This is a genomic window from Streptomyces sp. WMMC1477, from assembly GCF_027460245.1.
In the GTDB taxonomy this organism is placed as follows: domain Bacteria; phylum Actinomycetota; class Actinomycetes; order Streptomycetales; family Streptomycetaceae; genus Streptomyces.
Genome location: NZ_JAPZBD010000003.1, coordinates 1,176,861 through 1,196,504, shown reverse-complemented (window position 1 = coordinate 1,196,504; position 19,644 = coordinate 1,176,861). Strand labels below are relative to the sequence as shown.

Below are 19,644 nucleotides of genomic sequence, written 5' to 3'. Positions count from 1 at the left end.
AATAGGTCACACCGGCGATGCCTTGACAAAACACCCATCCGCCTCGCTGAGGGGCCTTCAGTTCGGGCGGTGCCGCCGGTGCGTTCTCGGCGGCGCGTGGTTCCGCCGTTCGGTGCGGGGGTCGGCGGCGCTCCGGGGTGCGGTGCCGCCCGGGGTGCGCGGCGACGGGGGGTCGACGCGGGAGTGGCGGAAGGATGTCTTCCGTCCGGATCCTGGGATGACGGGCCCTCCGGGTCGTGATCCTCGCCACGACTGATAGATGTTGCGCTCATCTGAGCGCTCTGCTGAAGGCTCCAGTTCTCCAATGAGCGGCACCCGGTGCCACGTATCTGGCACTCGATATCACGAGTCATGGTCACCCGGCGTGGCGGTCGCGTCGGTCTTCAGTCTCGCAGTGTCACTTTGTGTTCAAGCTCTGAAGGAATACCGTGCGGCCATTTGGGAGAGCCTTTACTTTCGATCCGCTGGCGGATGGGTGGTTGTAGCCGTGCGACGTGCCGCTGCCTCTGCTCATTCGCCTTGGATATGGGTACGCTCCCCGCCGTCAGGGCAGGCAGGCAAGCCGTACACGAGGAGCGAGTCCCGTGCCGGAAACTCAAGATCACGTAAGCACGAACCCCACCAAGTTCGTGTACGCCTTCACCGAGGGCAACAAGGACCTCAAGGATCTCCTCGGCGGCAAAGGCGCCAACCTCGCGGAGATGACCAACCTCGGGCTGCCCGTCCCTCCGGGCTTCACGATCACCACCGAGGCGTGCTGCCTCTACCTGGACAACGGCACCGAGCCGCCCGCCCTGCGGGACGAGGTCACCGAGCACCTCGACGCGCTCGAGAAGCAGATGGGCAAGCGGCTCGGCCAGGAGGACGACCCGCTCCTCGTCTCCGTGCGCTCCGGAGCCAAGTTCTCCATGCCCGGCATGATGGACACCGTCCTCAACATCGGCCTCTCCGACGCCTCCGTCGGCGGTCTGGCCACGCAGGCCGGTGACGAGCGGTTCGCCTGGGACTCCTACCGCCGCCTCATCCAGATGTTCGGCAAGACCGTGCTCGGCGTGGACGGCGAGCTCTTCGAGGAGGCGCTGGAGGCGGCCAAGGAGGCCAAGGGCGGCGTCACCGACGTGGAGCTGGACGCCGGCGACCTGCGCACCCTGGTCGAGCGGTTCAAGGAGATCGTCCGCACCGCCACCGGCCGCGACTTCCCGCAGGACCCGCGTGAGCAGATGGACCTCGCCATCCGCGCCGTCTTCGACTCGTGGAACACCGACCGCGCCAAGCTCTACCGGCGCCAGGAGCGCATCCCCGGCGACCTCGGCACGGCCGTCAACGTCTGCTCCATGGTCTTCGGCAACCTCGGCCCCGACTCCGGCACCGGCGTCGCCTTCACCCGCGACCCGGCCAGCGGCCAGCAGGGCGTCTACGGCGACTACCTGCAGAACGCCCAGGGAGAGGACGTCGTCGCCGGCATCCGCAACACCGTCCCCCTCGCGGACCTGGAACAGCTCGACAAGACGTCCTACGACGAGCTGATGCAGATCATGGAGACCCTTGAGCTGCACTACAAGGATCTCTGCGACATCGAGTTCACCATCGAGCGCGGCAAGCTGTGGATGCTCCAGACCCGCGTCGGCAAGCGCACCGCCGCCGCCGCGTTCCGCATCGCCACCCAGCTCGTGGACCAAGGCCTGATCGACGAGGCGGAGGCGCTCCAGCGCGTCAACGGCGCCCAACTCGCCCAGCTCATGTTCCCCCGCTTCGACCTCACCGCGCAGGCCGACCAGATCGGGCGCGGCATCGCGGCCTCGCCGGGCGCCGCCGTCGGCAAGGCCGTCTTCGACTCCTACACCGCCGTCAAGTGGTCCCGCTCGGGCGAGAAGGTCATCCTCATCCGCCGCGAGACGAACCCGGACGACCTGGACGGCATGATCGCCGCCGAGGGCATCCTCACCTCGCGCGGCGGCAAGACCTCGCACGCCGCCGTCGTCGCCCGCGGCATGGGCAAGACCTGCGTCTGCGGCGCCGAGGACCTGGAAGTCGACACCAAGCGCCGCCGGCTCACCGCCCCGGCCCCCGACGGCAAGGGCAGCATCGTCATCGACGAGGGTGACGTCGTCTCCATCGACGGCTCCACCGGCAAGGTGTACCGGGGCGAGGTCCCCGTCGTCCCCTCGCCCGTCGTCGAGTACTTCGAGGGCCGCATGCACGCCGGTGCCGAGGACGCGGACGAGCTCGTCCAGGCCGTGCACCGCGTCATGGCCTACGCCGACCGCGTCCGCCGGCTGCGGGTACGCGCCAACGCCGACAACGCCGAGGACGCCGCCCGCGCGCGCCGCTTCGGCGCCCAGGGCATCGGCCTGTGCCGCACCGAGCACATGTTCCTCGGCGAGCGCCGCGAACTGGTCGAGCGGCTCATTCTCGCCGACGCCGACACCGAGCGCGACGAGGCCCTGGCCGCCCTGCTGCCGCTGCAGAAGGGCGACTTCAAGGAGCTGTTCGAGGCGATGGACGGGCTCCCCGTCACCGTCCGGCTGCTCGACCCGCCGCTGCACGAGTTCCTGCCCGACATCACCGAGCTCTCGGTGCGGGTGGCGCTCGCGGAGGCTCGCGAGGACGGCAACGAGAACGACCTGCGTCTCCTCCAGGCCGTTCACCGGCTGCACGAGCAGAACCCGATGCTCGGTCTGCGCGGCGTCCGCCTGGGCCTGGTCATCCCCGGCCTGTTCACCATGCAGGTGCGGGCCATCGCGGAGGCCGCGGCCGAGCGCAAGGCCGCCAAGGGCGACCCGCGCGCGGAGATCATGATCCCGCTCGTGGGCACCGTGCAGGAGCTGGAGATCGTCCGCGAGGACGCCGAGCGCGTCATCGCCGAGATCGAGCGCGAGCACGGCGTCGAGCTGAAGCTCACGCTCGGCACGATGATCGAGCTGCCGCGCGCCGCGCTGACCGCCGGTCAGATCGCCGAGTCCGCCGACTTCTTCTCCTTCGGCACCAACGACCTCACGCAGACCGTGTGGGGCTTCAGCCGGGACGACGTGGAGGCCAGCTTCTTCACGGCCTACCTGGAGAAGGGCATCTTCGGCGTCTCGCCGTTCGAGACCATCGACAAGGACGGTGTCGGCAAGCTCGTCTCCGACGCCGTGGCCGCAGGCCGCGCCACGCGGCCCGACCTCAAGCTGGGCGTCTGCGGCGAGCACGGCGGCGACCCCGAGTCCGTCCACTTCTTCCACGAGGTCGGCCTGGACTACGTCTCCTGCTCCCCGTTCCGCATCCCGGTGGCCCGGCTGGAGGCCGGCCGCGCCGCCGCGGAGAGCGTGGGCAGCGACAGCCGCTGACCAACCGCCTGCCGGGGCCGCCGCAGCCGAACCCTCACCGCGCGGCGGTCCCGGCATCCGGAAGAGGGGCGGTACGGCACCTGTGCGGAGGTGCCGTACCGCCCCCTTTGCTCCGCCCGGGCCCGTCAGCCGGTCAGTCCGGGGCCCCGGTGGCGGTTCAGCCGCGGAAGGGGCCGCCCACCTCGTCGGTGACGCCCCTCGGACGAACGCGCCGCCGGCCGGCACGGGGTGCCCGTCCCCGTCACCAGCCGTCTGGTGGCCGAGGTGGCGGCGTCCGCCCGCTGAGACCCGGAACGGCGGAACCGGCCGCGCCGCGGTGCGGCACGGCCGGTTCCGCCGTGGGTGAGCCGATGGCTCGGGGTCAGATGGCGACGCCCTTGGCCCGCAGGTAGGCCAGCGGGTCGATGTCCGAGCCGTAGCCGGTACCGGTGCGGATCTCGAAGTGCAGGTGCGGACCCGTGCTGTTGCCGGTGGAGCCGACGAGACCGATCTGCTGGCCGCCGCTCACGCTCTGGCCCGCGGAGACGGAGAGCGAGGAGAGGTGGGCGTACTGGCTGTAGCGCCCGTCGGCGTGCTTGATGACGATCTGGTTGCCGTACGAGCCGCCCCAGCCGGCGGAGACCACGGTGCCCGCACCGACCGCGCGGACGGTGCTGCCGGACGGCGCGGAGAAGTCCACACCGGTGTGGTAGCCGCTGGCCCAGTAGGAGCCGGTGGCCCGGTAGGGGGTGCTCATCGAGGCGTTGACCGGGCGGACCCAGCCGCTGGCCGGGGCGGCCTTCTCGGCGGGCTCCTCGGCCTTGGGCTCGGGCTTCGGCTCGGGCTTGGGCGCGTCCTTGGCGGGCTCCGGAGCCGGTGCGGGCTTCTCCGCCTCGGGCTGCTCCTCCTTCTCCGCCTTCCTCTCGGCCTTCTTCTCCGCCTTGTCGGCTTCGGCCTTCTTCCCGGACTTCTCCGGCTTCGGCGTCGGCGTGGCGGCCTGGGTGACGTCCAGGCTCAGTCGCTGACCCGGAAAGATCAGGTCGGGGTCGGCGCCGACGACCTGGCGGTTGGCCTCGTAGACGGCCGGCCAGCCGCCGTCCACCTCGTGCGTGGTGGCGATGCCGTAGAGGGTGTCGCCGCTGACGACGGTGTAGTCCTCGGCGGCGGCCTCGGTCTTGGCCTTGGCGGCAGGCTTCTTCTCCGCCTTCTTGTCCGCCTTCTCGGCGGGCCGCTCGGCCTTGGCCTGCTCGGCCTTCCGCTCACCCTCGGCCGAGGCGCCGGCCGGGGTGATCTCGGGGGCCGGGCCGCCCTGGGTCAGGCCGGCGCGGGGGCCGCAGGTGGGCCAGGCGCCGGGGCCCTGCATCTCCAGCAGGCGCTCGGCGGTGGCGATCTGCTGGTCCTTGGTGGCGAGGTCGGCGCGGGGCGCGTACCGCGTGCCGCCCGCGGCCTCCCAGGAGGACTGCTGGAACTGCAGGCCGCCGTAGAAGCCGTTGCCGGTGTTGATGGACCAGTTGCCGGTGCTCTCGCACTGGGCGACCTTGTCCCACACCGAGACGTCGGCGGCGCTCGCGGAGCCCGCGGCGGCGAGGGGAACGGCGACACCACCGGCGGTGACGGCCAGGGACACGCGGGCTACGTGACGGGATATCAGGGGCTTGCGCGGACGGCGATGACGACCACGGGGCATAGGTGTGTTCCTCTCCTACGCCTGCGAGGTGAGCTGTCGGATTCGGGCCGGAGTAGCCCGGCCACGTCCCCACGCGTCACGCGTCGGGCTGTGGCTTCACCCCTAGCCGCACCGGTACGGATACGCGGTACGGCGCTTACCTGGTTCCCCCGCTCCTGCCGCCTGGGCTTCCTGGTGTCCCCCCGGCCGGGCGGCAGGATTCGGCGTCCCGGCGGCGGGGCCTCCGCATCCGATGCGGGGGCGGACGAACCGTAATCACAAGCGTTTGCGCCAGACAAGCAGCGCGCGCGAGCGCCGGGTTCCGGCACGCCGGACTCGGGCCCCGGTCCGGCACCGTGTGCACCGGTGCTGATTCCGAGGGTAAGGTTCCGGATCTTTCCGTATGTCCGAAACTCCCTGGTCAACGATGAATTTGGCACTCGGGAGGCAAAAAGCCCGGGGGGGGAGTGCAGCGGCGGAGCGGAGGGGGTTGTGAGTCCTGTCACCTGATCGTCGTGTCGAGCCCTTATATCGGGCGATTCCCTACGCAAACGCGCAGAGCGTCCTGACGGGCCCTCGGACCACCCTCCGGTCCGCCTTCCGTGTCACCCGCAGGTCCGCGTTCCCGTCCACCTGAACGGTCACGGCCCCCGGCCCCGGGGCCCGTGACCGGGTCCCTCAGACCGCCGGTGAGCCGGACAGGACGACGAGCCGCTGGGTGGCCCTCGTCATCGCGACGTAGCGGTCGACCGCCCCCGCGATCCCCTCGCCGAGGCGCTCGGGGCCGACGAGGACGACCAGGCCGAACTCCAGCCCCTTCGCCAGCTCCGGGGTCAGCGAGCGGACGCGGGACGTGCCCTGGAACGTCGGGTCGCCGATGACGCACGCGACCCCCTCGGCGTGCTCGGCGAGCCATGCGTCGAGGATCGCGTCCCGCTCCGAGACGGACCCGTGGGTGACGGGGACCCCGGAGCCGCGGACGGACGTGGGCACGTTGGCGTCCGGCAGCGCCTCCCGGATGACCGGCTCCGCCTCCGCCATGACCTCCTCCGGCGTCCGGTAGTTGACGGTCAGGGAGGCGAGCTCGACCCGGTCCAGCCCGACTCTCCGGAGCCGCTCCGGCCAGGACTCCGGTCGGCGTGGGTGGCCCCGAAGAACGGCTCCGCGGCGGGGGAGCGCCAGTCCAGCAGCAGCCGGCGCCCCGTACGGTCCGTCAGCCCGAGCCGCCCCACGTACAGGCGCTCGCCGTCGTCCTCGCCGACGATGTGACCGAGGCACAGGTCCAGCCCGAAGCGCCGCAGTGCGCGCAACCGCGCGGTCGCCCGGTGGATCTCCGCGTCCCGGTCCATCCCCTTCACACGAGTCCGCCGTTTGCTCCGGGGACCGCCCGCATGGGACCTTGCTCAGCGGTGTGTCGAAGCCGCCTCCCGCTGGTTCGGGCCGGGTGCGGCCGGAGAGCTTGGGGGGGGGGACCATGCGGCGAGCACGTCCCGGATGGACCATGACCGCCGTAGCCCGTCGGCCGAGGGCCTTCGCGTGCCTCGTGCTGGCCGCGACGCTCGCCCTGGGGGCCTGCGGTGGCGATGACGGTGACAGTGAACCCCTCCCCGTCACGAGTCCCAGCGACATCACGCCGGAACCGGAACCGGGACCGACCTACGGTCTGGAGCGGACCGAGGTGGAGGTCTCCATCGGGGAGACGTTCACCATCGCGCTGAAGGAGAACCAGTCCACCCCCTACAGGTGGGCCGTTCTCGACCCCGAGCCCGACCCGCGGGTCGTCACGCTGACCGACGACCGGTACGAGAGCGGCGGTACCGAGCCGGGGGCCGGGGGCACGCACTCCTACACGTTCCGGGCCGCGTCGGCGGGCACCACGCGGTTTTGGCTCCGCCACTGCGACGGGTGCGGCACCGAACACGAGAAGTCCGAGGGCGCCGACGCGGTGACCTTCACCATCACGGTGCGGGGGTGAGCCGGGCCCCGGCGTGGCGCCGGGGCCCGCCGGGCCGCTCACGGCCCGGCGGGAGCCCGGAGAGGTGCGGCGCCGCCGGATATGGACAGGGCAGGGCGGCGCCGGGCTCGGGTCAGCGCAGCCGGGTGGCGTACGCCGGAACGGCGACCGTCTCGTCGTCCAGGCAGCGCCCGGTCGCGAGGTCGAAGCGCTGCTTGAGCAGCGGGGAGGCCACGAAGGGCTGTCCGCCGACGGAGCCGAGCAGGCCGCGGGAGAGGACGTAGGCGCCGGTGAACGGGTCGCGGTTGCCGATGGCGTGGACGACGCCGGAGCGGTCGAGGAACAGGGCGATCTGACTGCCGTCGGGCAGCAGGGCGGCGACGCCGCGGCCGGTGACGAGGTGGTCCCTGTCGCACACCGCGGCCCAGCCGCCGGGGGTGCGCACCTCGACGCGGACGAGGGTCGCCGTGTCGGCCGCGGTGCCTTCCGAGCCTTCCGGGATGAGGACGTCGGTCATCAGCTCTGCGCTCCTTCGAGGGTGCGGACGGGGAGGTCGGGGCCGGCCAGGATCTCCAGGTCGGGTTTGGTCTGGTCGCGCTCGGGCACGAACCGCACGGAGGGGTCGGGGGCGTCGGGGGCGTTGACGAAGGAGACGAAGCGCCGCAGCCGCTCGGGGTCGTCCAGGGTCTCGGCCCACTCGTCCCGGTAGCCGGCGACATGCTCGGCCATCATGGCCTCAAGCTCGTCGCAGATGCCCAGGGAGTCGTGCACGACGACGTCCCGGACGTGGTCGAGTCCGCCCTCGGTACGCTCCAGCCAGACCGAGGTGCGCTCCAGCCGGTCGGCGGTGCGGATGTAGAACATGAGGAACCGGTCGATGAGCCGGACGAGTTCGGCGTCGGAGAGGTCCTGGGCGAGCAGGTCGCCGTGGCGGGGCGTGGCGCCGCCGTTGCCGCCGACGTAGAGGTTCCAGCCGTTGGCGGTCGCGATGACGCCGAAGTCCTTGCTCTGGGCCTCGGCGCACTCGCGCTGGCAGCCGGAGACGGCGGACTTGAGCTTGTGCGGGGCGCGCAGGCCCCGGTAGCGCAGCTCCAGGTCGATGGCCATCTTCACGGAGTCCTGCACGCCGTAGCGGCACCAGGTCTGGCCGACGCAGGACTTGACGGTGCGCAGCGCCTTGCCGTAGGCGTGCCCGGACTCGAAGCCGGCGTCCACCAGCCGGGCCCAGATGACGGGGAGCTGGTCCACCCGGGCGCCGAAGAGGTCGATCCGCTGGCCACCGGTGATCTTGGTGTAGAGGCCGAACTCCTTGGCGACCTCGCCGATGACGATCAGCTTCTCCGGGGTGATCTCGCCGCCGGGGATGCGGGGCACGATCGAGTAGGAGCCGTTGCGCTGGAGGTTGGCGAGATGGTGGTCGTTGGTGTCCTGGAGGGCGGCCTGCTCGCCGTCGAGGACGTACCCGCCCGCGCCGATGACGGGGGCGAGGGAGGCGATGATCGAGGCGACGGCCGGCTTGCAGATCTCGCAGCCCTCGCCGCCGCGCGCCTCGGGGCGCCCGTGGCCGTCCAGGAGCTGCTGGAAGGAGCTCAGCCGCAGGGCGAGGACGATCTCGTACAGCTCCTGGCGGGTCTGGCCGAAGCAGCCGCACAGGCCCGGGTCCACCTCGATGCCCTGGGCGGCGAGTTCGTCGCCCAAGAGCTGGCCGAGCACCTTGACGCAGCTTCCGCAGCCGGTGCCGGCCTTGGTGCACTTCTTGACCTCCGGCACCGTGGCGCAGTCGTGCTCGGTGACGGCGCCCCGGATCGTGCCCTTGGTGACGTTGTGGCAGCTGCACACCACGGCCTCGTCCGGCAGCGCGGAGGGGCCGAGCTGGGCGGGGGCGCCGACCCCGGCCGGGAGGACGAGCGACTCGGGGTCGGCGGGCGGCACGCTGCCGGTGAGGGGGCGCAGCAGCCCGTAGGCATCGGCGTCGCCGACGAGCACACCGCCGAGCAGCGTGCCGTCCTTCGCCATGACGAGCTTCTTGTAGACGCCGGCGCGGGAGTCGGCGTAGACGACGTCGAGGCAGCCCTCGGCGGTGCCGTGGGCGTCGCCGAAGGAGGCGACGTCGACGCCGAGCAGCTTGAGCTTGGTGGAGGTGTCGGCGCCGGTGAAGCCCTCGGCGTCCACCGTGCCCGCGATGGCGGCGGCGGCCGTCTCGGCCATCTCGTAACCGGGCGCGACCAGTCCGTAGACCATGCCGTCCACCGCCTTGGCGCACTCGCCGACGGCGTACACGGCCGGGTCGCTGGTGCGGCACCGCTCGTCGACGACGATGCCGCCGCGCTCGCCGACGTCCAGGCCGCACTCGCGGGCGAGCTGGTCGCGGGGGCGGACTCCGGCGGAGAAGATGACCATGTCGGTGTCGACGGTCGAGCCGTCGGAGAGGACCATGCCGGTCACGCGCCCGTCGGGGCCCGCGGTGATCTCCTTGCCGCCGACGCCGGTGTGGACGCTCAGGCCCATGTCCTCGATCTTGCGGCGCAGCGCGGCGCCGCCTCCCGCGTCGACCTGGAGGGCCATGAGCCGGTCGTTGAACTCGACGATGTGCGCGTCCACCCCGAGGCCCTTGAGGGCGCCCGCGGCCTCCAGCCCGAGCAGACCGCCGCCGACGACCACGCCGGAGGAGGCGTCTGTCGCGTACTCCTCGATGGCGAGCAGGTCCTCGATGGTGCGGTAGACGAAGCAGCCGTCGCTGTCCCTGCCCGGCACCGGTGGCACGAACGGGTAGGAGCCGGTGGCCAGCACCAGCGCGTCGTAGGTGAACGTCTGCCCGGAACGGGCGGTGACGGTGCGGGAGGCGCGGTCCACGCTCTCGGCCGGGTCGCCCACGTACAGCTCGATGCCGTGCTCGGCGATGAACGCCTCGTCCGTCATGGAGAGCTGCTCGGGCGTCACGCCGGAGAAGTAGGAGGTGAGCTGGACCCGGTCGTAGGCGGGGCGCGGCTCCTCGCACAGGACGACGACCCGGGAGCGCCCGGTGACGCCCTGGTCGGCCAGGGCTTCGAGGAAGCGCTGCCCGACCATTCCGTGGCCGATCAGGACGATCGTCGGCTTCTGTCGCGGCTCGGGCATGGTCACAGGCCTCCATCGTTCGTGAGCAGGTGGAGCAGTGGTGCGGAAGGCAGGGGTTCGTCCCCTTCCCAGGTCCTGGCGAGGGCGCCGACGGTGTCGAGGTCGCCCAGGAGGATGCCGCCGACCAGCCGGTCACCGCGGACGACGACCTTGCGGTAGGCGCCGCGGGTGGCGTCGGCCAGGTGCACGACGTCGTCGTCGGGCTGCGGCTCGGTCTCGCCGAAGGCGGCCAGGTCCAGCGGACCGGGGCCCGTCAGCGTGAGGCGGGTCAGCGCGCGGGTGCCGGTGTAGGGGCGCCCGGTGCGGGCGGCTCCGGCGGCTGCGGGCACGGCCGCGTCGCGCGGGGCGGCGTCGAGCACGGCGGCGAGGGCGTCCGCCTGCTCCTGGGCGGCGCCGGCCAGCCCGTATACGGTGCCGCGGTGTTCGGCGCAGTCGCCGATGGCGAAGATCCGGGGGTCGTCGGTGCGCAGCTCGTCGTCGACGACGACGCCGCGCGCGACGCTGAGCCCGGCGGCCTGCGCCAGCCCGGTGCGCGGACGCACCCCACAGGCCAGGACGACGAGGTCGGCGCCGAGCGCGTAGCCGTCGGCCAGGGTCACCGAGCGGACGGTACGGCGCCCGGTGCGCTCGTCCCGCCCGGTGCTGAGGCCGCGTACGCGGCACTCCGTGTGCACCTCGACGCCGAGCCCGGTGAGATGGGTGTGCAGGAGGGCGGAGGCGCCCGCGTCGAGCTGCCGTTCCATCAGGTGCTCGCCCTGGTGGGCGAGGACGGTGGCCACGCCGCGGGCGGCCAGGGCCCGGGCGGCGGAGACGCCGAGCAGCCCGCCGCCGATGACGACGGCGCGGGTGTCGGGCCCGGCCGCGGCGGCGAGGGCCGCGCAGTCGTCCAGGGTGCGGAAGGGGTGGACGCCGTCGGGGAGCCCGTCCTCGGGGACGCTGGCGAGGCTGTCGTCGAACAGGCCGCGGATGGGCGGCAGCACCGGGTTGGAGCCGGTGGCCAGCACGAGCGCGTCGTACTCCACCACCGAGCCGTCGTCGCAGACGACCCGCCGCTCGGCGCGGTCGACGCGCACCGCCCGCACCCCGGTCAGTCGCCGCACCTCGGGGCCGGGGGCGGGCAGGGCGATCACCTCGGGGGTGTACTGCCCGGCCAGCACCTCGGCGAGCAGCACCCGGTTGTAGGGCGGGTGCCGCTCCTCGCCGATGACGGTGACGGAGTGCCGGGGCCGCCCGGGGGCGTCCGCGGACCGGCCGAGCTGCTGCACGAGCCGGGCCCCGGCCATGCCGCCGCCGATCACCACCACACGCTGTTTCGAGGTCATGCCCCACAGCGTGCGTCGCCGCTGTTACCCGGTGGGTTCCCGGTTGTTTCCCGTGGGCAACGCCGACCTCAACCGGCTCACGGGGACGGTGTGAGCCGCACCGGGAGGACGGGGACGCTGTTGCCGACGAAGCTGCCGCGCCGGGGCAGCTCGGCCTCGTCCACGGCCACCGTGAGCTGCGGGAAGCGCGTGAACAGCGCCTCCAGCGCGATCGCAGCCTCCATCCGGGCGAGCGGCGCGCCGATGCAGAAGTGGGCGCCGTGGCCGAAGGACAGGTGCCGGTTCTGGGCGCGCGTGACGTCGAACACGTCGGCGTCCCCGCCGTGGGCGCGCGGGTCGCGGCCGGCGCCCGAGTACCCGGCCAGGACGGGCGTCCCCTGAGGGATCACGGTGCCGTCCACGGTGAGGTCGCGGGTGGGGTAGCGGAAGGGGAAGTAGCTCACCGGGCTGTCCCAGCGCATCGTCTCCTCGACGACGTCCGCCCAGCTCGCCTTTCCGCTCTGCACCAGGTCGAGCTGGTCGCGGTGGGCGGACAGGGCGCGGACGGCGTTGGTCAGGAGGTTCAGCGTGGTCTCGTGGCCGGCGATGACCAGGAGCAGCAGGGTGCCGATGAGCTCCTGCTCGCTGAGCCGGTCTCCGTCCTCCGCCCGGACGGCGATGAGCGCGCTGGTGAGGTCGTCGCCGGGGTCGGCCATGCGGGCGGCGGCGACCTGGCCGAGAACCTCGACCGTCTCCTGGTTGGCCTTGAGCACCTCGGCCGGGGCCAGGCTGGTGCTGACGACGCGGTTGGACAAGGCGTGCAGCCGCTCCCCCTGCTCGGCGTCCACCCCGAGCAGCCGGCAGATGACGCCCATGGGCAGCGGCATGGCGAAGTTGCGCCGCAGGTCGACGGTGCCGTCCTCGCTCTCCGCGGCCGCTTCCTCCAACCGGTCCAGCAGGGTGGCGGCCAGCTCCTCGACACCGGGGCGCAGCGCCTCGACCCGACGGGCGGTGAACGCGCGGCTCACCAGGGAACGCAGTCTGCGGTGGTCGGCGCCGTCGGCCGTCGTCATGCTCCGCACGGTGGCGAAGGTCCGCATCGGCCAGCCCTCGGGGATCTCGCCGTTCTGCAGGGCGGCGAAGTGTTTGGCGTCCTTGGCCACGTCGGGGTGGGCCAGGAACTCTTTCAGCTCCTCGTGGCCGAGCACGAGCATGCCCTCGACGTCGTCGGGCAGCAGCACGGGGACGACGGTGCCCCGCTCGGTGCGCAGCCGGGCGTTGGCGGCGTGAGGGCAGCCGCCCTGCGGGTCGAGGCGGTGCGGTGCGGGGTGGTCCTGGGTCATCGGGTCTCTCCCTGGTGCTGGGCCGGCTGCGGCATGGGCGGGTGGTGGACGGGCGACGGGGAGCCGAACGCGGGCGGCGTGGCCGGGGGCGGTCCCGCGTGGGACGGTGCGCCGGCGGGCGGCGTGGCCGGGAGCTGCGGTTCGGTGAAGCGGACCGGGAGGGCGGCCAGCCCCTTGGTCCAGGGCGACTTGACCCAGGCCAGCTCGTGCTCGGACACCGACAGCTCCATGTCCGGCAGCCGGTGCCGGACGGTGTCCACCGCGGTGCGGGTGATGAGCCGCGCCGGGTCCTGGGCGGGGCAGGCGTGCGGCCCGGCGCCGAAGGCGAGGTGGGAGCGGTTGCCGATGACCGGGCGGCCGTCACCGGGGAGCACGCCGGGGTCGGCGTTGGCCGCCGCGAGGCCGAGGATCAGCATGTCGCCGGCCCGGATGTCCTGGCCGCCGAAGCTCAGGTCGCGGGTGGCGTAGCGGGCGGGGAAGTTCTGTGTCGGGGGGAAGCGCCACAGCACCAGGTCGAGGGCGTCGTCCACGGTGAGATGACCGCCGGTGAGCGAGGAGCGGAACGCCGGGTCGGTGAGCAGGATGCGCAGCGTGGTGGCGATCCAGTTCACCGTGGTCTGGTTGCCGGCGACGAACATCACCACGAGGTTGTGCAGGACCTCCTCGTCGGTCAGCCGGGCCGGGTGGCCGAGCAGCGCCGAGGTCACGTCGTTGCCCGGGGAGCGCCGCTTGTCCTCGATGAGCTGCCCGAGGATCTCACCCATGCGGCGGCTGGCGTTGGCCGAGTCGGCGTTGGCGCCGACGGTTCCGGCGATGGCGTGCACGAGCCGCTGCCCGGTGCGTTCGTCCAGGCCCAGCAGCCGGGTGATCACCTCCATCGGCAGCTTGCGCGCGAAGTGCGGGACCAGGTCGGCCTCGCCGCGCTCGGCGAAGGTGGAGATCAGCCGCTCGGCCGTAGCCCGCACCGTGCGGCGCAGTTCGTGCCCGTTGATGCGGGACAGGGCGTCCGAGACGGCCGCCCGCATGCGGCGGTGCTGCTGGCCGTCGGCGAACAGTAGGGCGGGCCGCCAGCCGACCATGGGCAGGATCGGCGAGTCGGCGGGCACCCGGCCCTCGCGCAGCAGCGTCCAGCGGCGCGGGTCGTGCGAGAAGTCCTGTTCCTCACGGGTGAGGCGCAGGAGTTCGCGGTGGCCGAGCACCAGCCAGGCGTCGATGCCGGGGGCGACGGTCACCGGGGCGACCGGACCGTGCCGCAGCCGCAGCTCTTCGTAGAGCCCGGGCATCCCGTCGCCGTCCAGATGCGGCCCGTACAGCGCGGTGGCCGGGCAGCGGCCCGTGCCGGGTGCGGCCGCCCGGTCGTGACGGGGGTCGGGACGGGGACTCGTCATTGCGGCTCCGCGGCGTTGATGAGGTGGGTGACGAGGGCGATGAGCGCCCGCACGGAGGAGTGGTGCTCCCGGGCGTCGCAGACGACGAGGGGCGTCTCGGGCAGCAGGTCCAGGGCCTCGCGCAGCCGGTGCTCGCCGTGCTCCGGGCTGTCGGGGAAGGCGTTGACGGCGACGGCGAACGGCAGCCCCATGTCCTCCAGATGGCCGAGGGCGTCGAAGGACGCCGCCAGGTCGCGGGTGTCGACGAGGGCGAGGGCGCCGAGCGCGCCACGGGCCAGCTCCCGCCAGGCGGGCAGGAAGCGCGGCTGGCCGGGGGTGCCGAAGAGGTAGAGCACGAGCTCGCCGTCGACGGTGATGCGGCCGAAGTCCAGGGCGACGGTCGTCGTGGTCTTCGTCCGCTCGCCGCCGTGGTCGACCCGCGCCCCGGCCTGGCTCATGACGGCCTCGGTGGACAGCGGCCGGATCTCCGAGACGGTGCCGATCAGCGTCGTCTTGCCCACGCCCAGCGGGCCGACGACGAGGATCTTCGCGGCACCGGCCACGCTGGAGCGCACGTAGTGCTGCTCCTGCCCGGCCGACGGGTGCGCGGGCGGTGGCCGGTGGGCGGCCGGCGGGTCAGAGGCGGCTTTCGAGCCCATGGAGGACCTTTCTGAGCATGGTCACATCGGCGCGTTCGGCGACCGGGACGGGCGGGCGGGCCTTGACGAGGCCCCAGTCGATGAGATCGGCCAGCAGCACCTGCACGACCGACGGCGGTTGGCCCAGGTGGGCGGCGGCCTCCGCCACCGACAGCAGGCCCTGGCACTCCGCCAGGATGCGCCGGTGCTCGGGCTGCAGCCGGACGCCTCCCGGGGCGGTGGCGTCGTCCGCCGGACGCGTCGCCATCACCAGGGTCTCCCACGGCAGTTCGGCGCTCGGGGCGCCGGAGCGTCCGCCGGTGATGACGTAGGGACGGACGGCCGACGTCGTCCGCTCCTCCCGTGCGCCGGTCATCGCGGCGGGCCCACCACATCCCGGGGTCGGCTGCTCAGGTGGGCGCCGATCTTCGCCACCAGGAGCTGCATCTGCTGGGCGACGAGCCCGATGTCGGCGTGCAGGTCGGTGGCGACGCCCAGGTGAGCGCCGACCCCGGCGGCCGTGAAGAGGACGAAGCCGTGCTCCGACTCCAGCATGAGCTGCCGGACGTCGGCGCCCTCGCCGAAGACGAGAGACGCGGTGGAGCGGCTGGTCATCGTCATGGCGGCGCAGGCGGCGGCCAGCGACTCGGCCTCGTCGCGGCCGAGTTCCACCACGGCGCCGCTCAGCCCCTCGGCCGACGCGTGGCCCAGGTGCAGGCCGTCCTCGGAGAGCACGACGGCGTGCCGCACGCCGGGGATCTCCGTCAGCGGGCGCAGCATCCAGCCCAGGTCGGGAAGTCTCGTGATGGTTCCGGTCACGCCGGGCCCCCTTCGTCTCGGTCGGTGTGATGGGTGTCCCGCGCCCGCGTGCCGGGCGCTCCGGCGTCGTGCGGCGCGGCGTCGTGCGCCGCCGCGTCGCGGGGCGCGGTGGCCTGCGGACCGGTGCCGCCCGGCCCGGCCGGCTCCGGGGCGCCGGGGCGCGGGCCGGAGTGCTGGTCGGCGTGCGGGTCGGCGTGGCGGTCGGGGAGCCGGCCGGGGTACCGGTCGCCCTCGGCCGCCTGCGCCCGCCCGCGGCGGGAGCCGGAGACGACGCTGGCCACCGAGGCCCGGGCGGCGTCGGGGGACCACTCCCGCGCGGGCGGCCGGGGCGGCGGCTCGTCCGCCGGGGCCGGGTGCTCCGGCGGCAGTGGCCCGGTGTCCGGGAGCTGCGGCCGGGCGGGGGCGTCCGGGCCTGGCCGGCCCGTCCGCGCCCCGGCGCCGTCGGGGCCCGGAGCGGAGCGCGTGCCGTCGAGACCCGGGCCGGCCGGGGTGCCGTCGAGTCCGAGGTCGGCCGGGGTGCCGTCGAGACCCGGGCCGGCCGGGGTGCCGTCGAGTCCGAGGTCGGCCGGGGTGCCGTCGAGACCCGGGCCGGCCGGGGTGCCGTCGAGTCCGAGGTCGGCCGGGGTGCCGTCGAGTCCGCGGCCCGGTGCCCGGCGGCGGCTGCGGCGGCGGGGCAGCTCCGGCTCGGCGGGCCCGGACGCCCGCTCCGCGAACGGGCCCGCGGCCTGACCGTCGGCGCCCGTCCCGGGCCCGGCGGAGACGGCGGTCACCGGCTCCGGGCCGGGCGCGGCGTACGCGTGCGCGTCCCGCGGCGCGGGGCGCGAGCGGGCCTGCCGGGGCACGGGCGCGACGTCGGGCAGCGGCTCCGTGAGCAGCCGGTGCGGGACGAAGACGACGGACCGGGTGCCGCCGTACGCGGAGGCTCCGGTCAGCTCGACGTTGAAGCCCAGCTCGCGGGACCAGCGGCCCACGCAGGCGAGGCCGAGGCGGGGGACGGCGCCGAGCTGGGCGAGGTCCAGGTCGTCGCGCAACCGGCCCAGGGCCTGGTGCAGCACGTCCGGCGGCATGCCGAGGCCGGCGTCGTCGATCTCCAGCACCGCGCCCGCGCCCACCTCCCGGATCGTCACCACGACCTGTGTGCTGGACGGGGAGAACACCGTGGCGTTCTCCAGCAGTTCGGCGACGCTGTGCATCAGGCCCTCGACGGCGGGCGGTACCACGTAGAGGGTCTGGCCCCCGTGCACGTCGATCCGGCCGAACTCCACGATGCGCGACTGGGCCCCGCGGACGCAGTCGTACAGGGTCACCGGGCGCGTCTCCCGGCGGGCGGGCCAGATGCCGCACATCACCAGCAGAGTCTGCGCCTTGCGCGTCATCTGCGCCGCCGCGTGGTCGGCCTTCATCACCTCGCCCATGAGCCGGGAGTCGGTGATGATCTGCTCGACGTGGTCCAGCACCTGCTGCTGCACCGTCGCCATGGCGTGCATGTTGCGGGCCACGGACTCGAAGGCCGCCTGCACCGAGTCGCGCAGGGCGCGTTCGCGGCGCACCGCCTCGTCGGAGCCGAGCCCGGCGACGACGGCGGCGAGCGCCCGGGCGAAGTCCTCCCCGGTGGCGGCGGGTTCGGCCAGCGGCCCGGGGACGCCGTCGAGCCGGTGCCCGGTCCGCACGCGTTCGGCGATGGCGGGCATCCGGACCCCGGCCAGATGGGCGACCTCGGCGCCCCGCGCCCCGGCGACGGCCTCGGCGCGCTCCCGCGCCGTTCCGGCGGCGGCCAGCGCCCTTCGGGCCCGTAGCGCCGCCGCCACGCTCACGACGGCCGTGACGGCCAGCGCGGCGAGCACGGCCCGCGGCCATCCGGCGGCCCCGGGCAGCGCGGCTCCCGCCGCGCCGCAGCCGATCGCCACCGCCGCCGTGACGGCCCACCAGGTCTCCCGGGGCCTGGCGCGTTTCCCCCGCCTCCCCGTGCGTTCCACCGGCCGATTCAGCATGGCGTCCTCAACGTCACTGCCCCTCCGTGAGACGCCGGGTGTGACGTCCCGCAATGATCAACTGGTCAGGATCAGTCAGATCCTAGGAGTAACTTTCCATATGCGGGCCACGCTTCACCAGTGTCGAACGGCCGTCCGCACCCCCGCGGAGGCGCGGACGGGGTGGGCGGTCAGCGGTCCCAGGTGCCTCGTCCGGCCGCCCGCCCGGCGAACTCCGCGAAGCCCCGCGGCGGGCGGCCCAGCACCTCCCGTACGCCGTCCGAGACGTAGGCCATCTCTCCGTCGCGCACCCGGTCCAGAAGCTCGCACACGAGGTCCACCTCCGCCCCGTGCAGCCCGAGTTCAGACAGCGAGGCGCCGAACTCGGCCATCGTCAGGCGCTGTTCGCGCACCTCCCGGCCCGTGGCCGCGGCGATCTCGGCCACCGCGTCCCAGAAGCTCAGCAGCCGGTCCCCGCTCAGTTCGTACGTGCGTCCCGCGTGGGCGGCGGGGGCGCGCAGTACGGCGCTCGCGACGTCGGCGACGTCCTCGACGTCGACGAACGCCTCCGGCCCGTCCCCCGTCGGCAGCGCCAGCCCGCCCCCGCGCAGCGGTTCACGGAAGGCGTCGAGTTCGCTGAAGTTCTGGAAGAACCAGGCCGCCCGCAGGACCGTCCACGTCAGGCCGCTCTCCCGCACCGCCCGCTCGGTGGCCCGCGCCGAGACCTCCGTCGGCCGCTCGGCGTTCCGGCCGCGCATCGACAGCATCACCACCTGCCGCACCCCCGCACCGGCCGCGGCCTCGGTGAAGTCGCGCACCACGTCGGGCACTTCGGGGGCGCCCAGGTCGGGGGCGTAGGCCAGGTAGACGCGGGAGACCCCTTCCAGGGCTCCGGGCCAGGTCGCCGCGTCGTGCCAGTCGAAGGGCGGGTGGCCCGAGCGCGAGCCGGCCCGCACCGGGACGCCCTCGCTCCGCAGCCGGTCGACGAGGCGCCGCCCGGTGCGGCCGGTGCCGTTGGTGACGAGGACGAGGCCGCCGTTCGTGGCGTCGTCCGTGGATGCGCTGATGATGTCGTTGGTGTTCATGCCGACGAGTCAACCGGCCAGCGCTGAGACGATCCATGGCCGAAAAGCTCGAAGGCATACGCGAGCGTCTCGCTCACCCGGCGACGCCACCGCGTTCCCCGGCTAGGCTGGACGCGTGGACGTACTCGCGGAACTGCTGGACGGAACCCGGGCCCGGGGCGGCCTCTTCCACCAGATGATCGTGTCCCCGCCGTGGTCCCTGCGCGTGCAGGACGGCGCGCCGCTCTCCCTCTACACGCTGTTCCACGGCACCGGCTGGATCACCCCCGAGAGCGGAGCGCCCGTGCGGCTCGACGAGGGCGACATCGCCGTCGTCCGCGGCCCCGCCCCGTACGTCGTCGCCGACGAGCCCTGGGAGGCCGCGCGGGCGCCGCGGCTCGTCATCCACCCCGACGACACCTGCACCGCGCCGGACGGCACCGTGCTCTGTGCCGAACTCGCCCTCGGCGTGCGCACCTGGGGCGAGGGCACCGACGGCGAGGTCCACCTCGTCAACGGCACCTACCAGCTCGGCGGGGAGGTCAGCGGACGGCTGCTGGCCGCGCTGCCCCCGGTGCTGGTCATGCGGGCCGAGCAGTGGCGCTGCCCGCTGCTGCCCCTGCTCGCCGAGGAGATCGTCAAGGACGCTCCCGGGCAGCAGGCCGTGCTGGACCGGCTTCTCGACCTCCTCCTCATCGCCACGCTCCGCGCCTGGTTCGACCGCCCGGACGCCGAGCCCCCGGCCTGGTACCGCGCCCAGGCGGACCCCGTCGTCGGACCGGCGCTGCGGCTCCTGCAGGCGGACCCGGCCCGCTCCTGGACGGTCGGCGGGCTCGCCGCGGCCGTCGGCGTCTCCCGGGCCGCGCTCGCCCGCCGCTTCGGGGAGCTCGTCGGCGAGCCCCCGATGGCGTACCTCACCGGCTGGCGCATGGACCTGGCCGCCGACCTCCTGCGCGAACCGGGTGCCACCGTCGGATCGGTGGCCCGCCGGGTCGGCTACGCCAACGCCTTCGCGCTCAGCTCCGCGTTCAAGCGGCACCGGGGCGTCACCCCGAGCGCCCACCGCTCCGGCACCCCGGCCGCGGTGGGCTGAGTCC

General features: G+C 73.7%; 15 protein-coding genes, 1 pseudogene and 1 riboswitch. Of the genes and pseudogenes, 3 read left to right on the top strand and 13 right to left on the bottom strand.

Features of this window, described 5'->3' with window-relative positions:
- The first annotated feature begins 584 nt into the window (after positions 1 to 584).
- Complete coding sequence (gene ppdK / locus O7609_RS05625; protein ID WP_269733781.1) at positions 585 to 3,329, top strand: pyruvate, phosphate dikinase; 2,745 nt, start codon at positions 585 to 587, stop codon at positions 3,327 to 3,329.
- Between the two features lie 361 nt (positions 3,330 to 3,690).
- On the opposite strand, the gene O7609_RS05620 is transcribed toward ppdK, so the two are convergent.
- From O7609_RS05620 to O7609_RS05610, 3 genes and pseudogenes are all read right to left on the bottom strand, one after another.
- Positions 3,691 to 4,935 carry a transglycosylase family protein gene (locus tag O7609_RS05620; RefSeq protein WP_332328043.1) on the bottom strand — a complete coding sequence of 415 codons (1,245 nt, stop codon included), beginning with the start codon at positions 4,933 to 4,935 and terminating at the stop codon, positions 3,691 to 3,693.
- A 65-nt stretch (positions 4,936 to 5,000) separates the two neighbouring features.
- A riboswitch (cyclic di-AMP (ydaO/yuaA leader) is annotated at positions 5,001 to 5,173 on the bottom strand.
- Between the two features lie 479 nt (positions 5,174 to 5,652).
- Positions 5,653 to 6,105: pseudogene (locus tag O7609_RS05615) on the bottom strand (AAA family ATPase); the annotation flags it as partial.
- Positions 6,045 to 6,323 (bottom strand): hypothetical protein, encoded by a 279-nt coding sequence (locus O7609_RS05610; protein WP_269744406.1) that lies wholly within the window; start codon positions 6,321 to 6,323, stop codon positions 6,045 to 6,047. The pseudogene O7609_RS05615 and the gene O7609_RS05610, both read right to left, overlap by 61 nt.
- A gap of 152 nt (positions 6,324 to 6,475) precedes the next feature.
- Between O7609_RS05610 and O7609_RS05605 the strand changes: the two genes are divergently transcribed.
- Complete coding sequence (locus tag O7609_RS05605; protein ID WP_269733779.1) at positions 6,476 to 6,949, top strand: protease inhibitor I42 family protein; 474 nt, start codon at positions 6,476 to 6,478, stop codon at positions 6,947 to 6,949.
- 112 nt (positions 6,950 to 7,061) lie between these two features.
- Here the strand turns inward: O7609_RS05605 and nirD are convergent, their stop codons facing one another.
- From nirD to O7609_RS05555, 10 genes are all read right to left on the bottom strand, one after another.
- Positions 7,062 to 7,445 (bottom strand): nitrite reductase small subunit NirD, encoded by a 384-nt coding sequence (nirD, locus tag O7609_RS05600; protein ID WP_269733778.1) that lies wholly within the window; start codon positions 7,443 to 7,445, stop codon positions 7,062 to 7,064.
- On the bottom strand, positions 7,445 to 10,045 hold the full coding sequence (nirB, locus tag O7609_RS05595; protein WP_269743182.1) for a nitrite reductase large subunit NirB: 2,601 nt from the start codon (positions 10,043 to 10,045) through the stop codon (positions 7,445 to 7,447). Before nirB ends, nirD begins: the two co-directional genes overlap by 1 nt.
- 2 nt (positions 10,046 to 10,047) lie before the next feature.
- On the bottom strand, positions 10,048 to 11,367 hold the full coding sequence (locus O7609_RS05590) for an NAD(P)/FAD-dependent oxidoreductase (RefSeq protein WP_269743181.1): 1,320 nt from the start codon (positions 11,365 to 11,367) through the stop codon (positions 10,048 to 10,050).
- Between the two features lie 77 nt (positions 11,368 to 11,444).
- Positions 11,445 to 12,689 (bottom strand): cytochrome P450 family protein, encoded by a 1,245-nt coding sequence (locus O7609_RS05585; RefSeq protein ID WP_269743180.1) that lies wholly within the window; start codon positions 12,687 to 12,689, stop codon positions 11,445 to 11,447.
- Positions 12,686 to 14,077, bottom strand: a complete 1,392-nt coding sequence (locus O7609_RS05580; RefSeq protein WP_443072064.1) for a cytochrome P450 — start codon at positions 14,075 to 14,077, stop codon at positions 12,686 to 12,688. The genes O7609_RS05585 and O7609_RS05580 overlap by 4 nt, the downstream gene beginning before the upstream one ends.
- A complete protein-coding gene (locus tag O7609_RS05575; RefSeq protein WP_269737024.1) occupies positions 14,074 to 14,619 on the bottom strand; it encodes an ATP/GTP-binding protein in 546 nt (181 codons plus the stop codon). Before O7609_RS05575 ends, O7609_RS05580 begins: the two co-directional genes overlap by 4 nt.
- A gap of 73 nt (positions 14,620 to 14,692) precedes the next feature.
- Positions 14,693 to 15,070, bottom strand: coding sequence for a DUF742 domain-containing protein (locus O7609_RS05570; RefSeq protein ID WP_269733774.1), 378 nt, complete (start codon positions 15,068 to 15,070; stop codon positions 14,693 to 14,695).
- On the bottom strand, positions 15,067 to 15,513 hold the full coding sequence (locus O7609_RS05565) for a roadblock/LC7 domain-containing protein (protein WP_269733773.1): 447 nt from the start codon (positions 15,511 to 15,513) through the stop codon (positions 15,067 to 15,069). Before O7609_RS05565 ends, O7609_RS05570 begins: the two co-directional genes overlap by 4 nt.
- Complete coding sequence (locus O7609_RS05560) at positions 15,510 to 17,504, bottom strand: ATP-binding protein (RefSeq protein WP_443072063.1); 1,995 nt, start codon at positions 17,502 to 17,504, stop codon at positions 15,510 to 15,512. The genes O7609_RS05565 and O7609_RS05560 overlap by 4 nt, the downstream gene beginning before the upstream one ends.
- 170 nt (positions 17,505 to 17,674) lie before the next feature.
- Entirely contained in the window at positions 17,675 to 18,568 is an 894-nt protein-coding gene (locus tag O7609_RS05555; RefSeq protein WP_269733771.1) for an NAD(P)H-binding protein, read from the bottom strand.
- 115 nt (positions 18,569 to 18,683) lie between these two features.
- Here O7609_RS05555 and O7609_RS05550 point away from each other — a divergent pair, with 115 nt between their 5' ends.
- Positions 18,684 to 19,640 carry an AraC family transcriptional regulator gene (locus tag O7609_RS05550; RefSeq protein ID WP_269743179.1) on the top strand — a complete coding sequence of 319 codons (957 nt, stop codon included), beginning with the start codon at positions 18,684 to 18,686 and terminating at the stop codon, positions 19,638 to 19,640.
- The last annotated feature ends 4 nt before the right edge of the window (positions 19,641 to 19,644 follow it).

What these genes read in the sequence shown, in the direction of transcription:
- O7609_RS05560 (WP_443072063.1), bottom strand. Translation starts at nt 17,504, where the DNA reads ATGCTGAATCGGCCGGTGGAACGCACGGGGAGGCGGGGGAAACGCGCC.
- O7609_RS05570 (WP_269733774.1), bottom strand. Translation starts at nt 15,070, where the DNA reads ATGACCGGCGCACGGGAGGAGCGGACGACGTCGGCCGTCCGTCCCTAC.
- O7609_RS05590 (WP_269743181.1), bottom strand. Translation starts at nt 11,367, where the DNA reads ATGACCTCGAAACAGCGTGTGGTGGTGATCGGCGGCGGCATGGCCGGG.
- nirD (WP_269733778.1), bottom strand. Translation starts at nt 7,445, where the DNA reads ATGACCGACGTCCTCATCCCGGAAGGCTCGGAAGGCACCGCGGCCGAC.
- O7609_RS05580 (WP_443072064.1), bottom strand. Translation starts at nt 14,077, where the DNA reads ATGACGAGTCCCCGTCCCGACCCCCGTCACGACCGGGCGGCCGCACCC.
- O7609_RS05610 (WP_269744406.1), bottom strand. Translation starts at nt 6,323, where the DNA reads ATGGACCGGGACGCGGAGATCCACCGGGCGACCGCGCGGTTGCGCGCA.
- O7609_RS05605 (WP_269733779.1), top strand. Translation starts at nt 6,476, where the DNA reads ATGACCGCCGTAGCCCGTCGGCCGAGGGCCTTCGCGTGCCTCGTGCTG.
- O7609_RS05585 (WP_269743180.1), bottom strand. Translation starts at nt 12,689, where the DNA reads ATGACCCAGGACCACCCCGCACCGCACCGCCTCGACCCGCAGGGCGGC.
- nirB (WP_269743182.1), bottom strand. Translation starts at nt 10,045, where the DNA reads ATGCCCGAGCCGCGACAGAAGCCGACGATCGTCCTGATCGGCCACGGA.
- O7609_RS05555 (WP_269733771.1), bottom strand. Translation starts at nt 18,568, where the DNA reads ATGAACACCAACGACATCATCAGCGCATCCACGGACGACGCCACGAAC.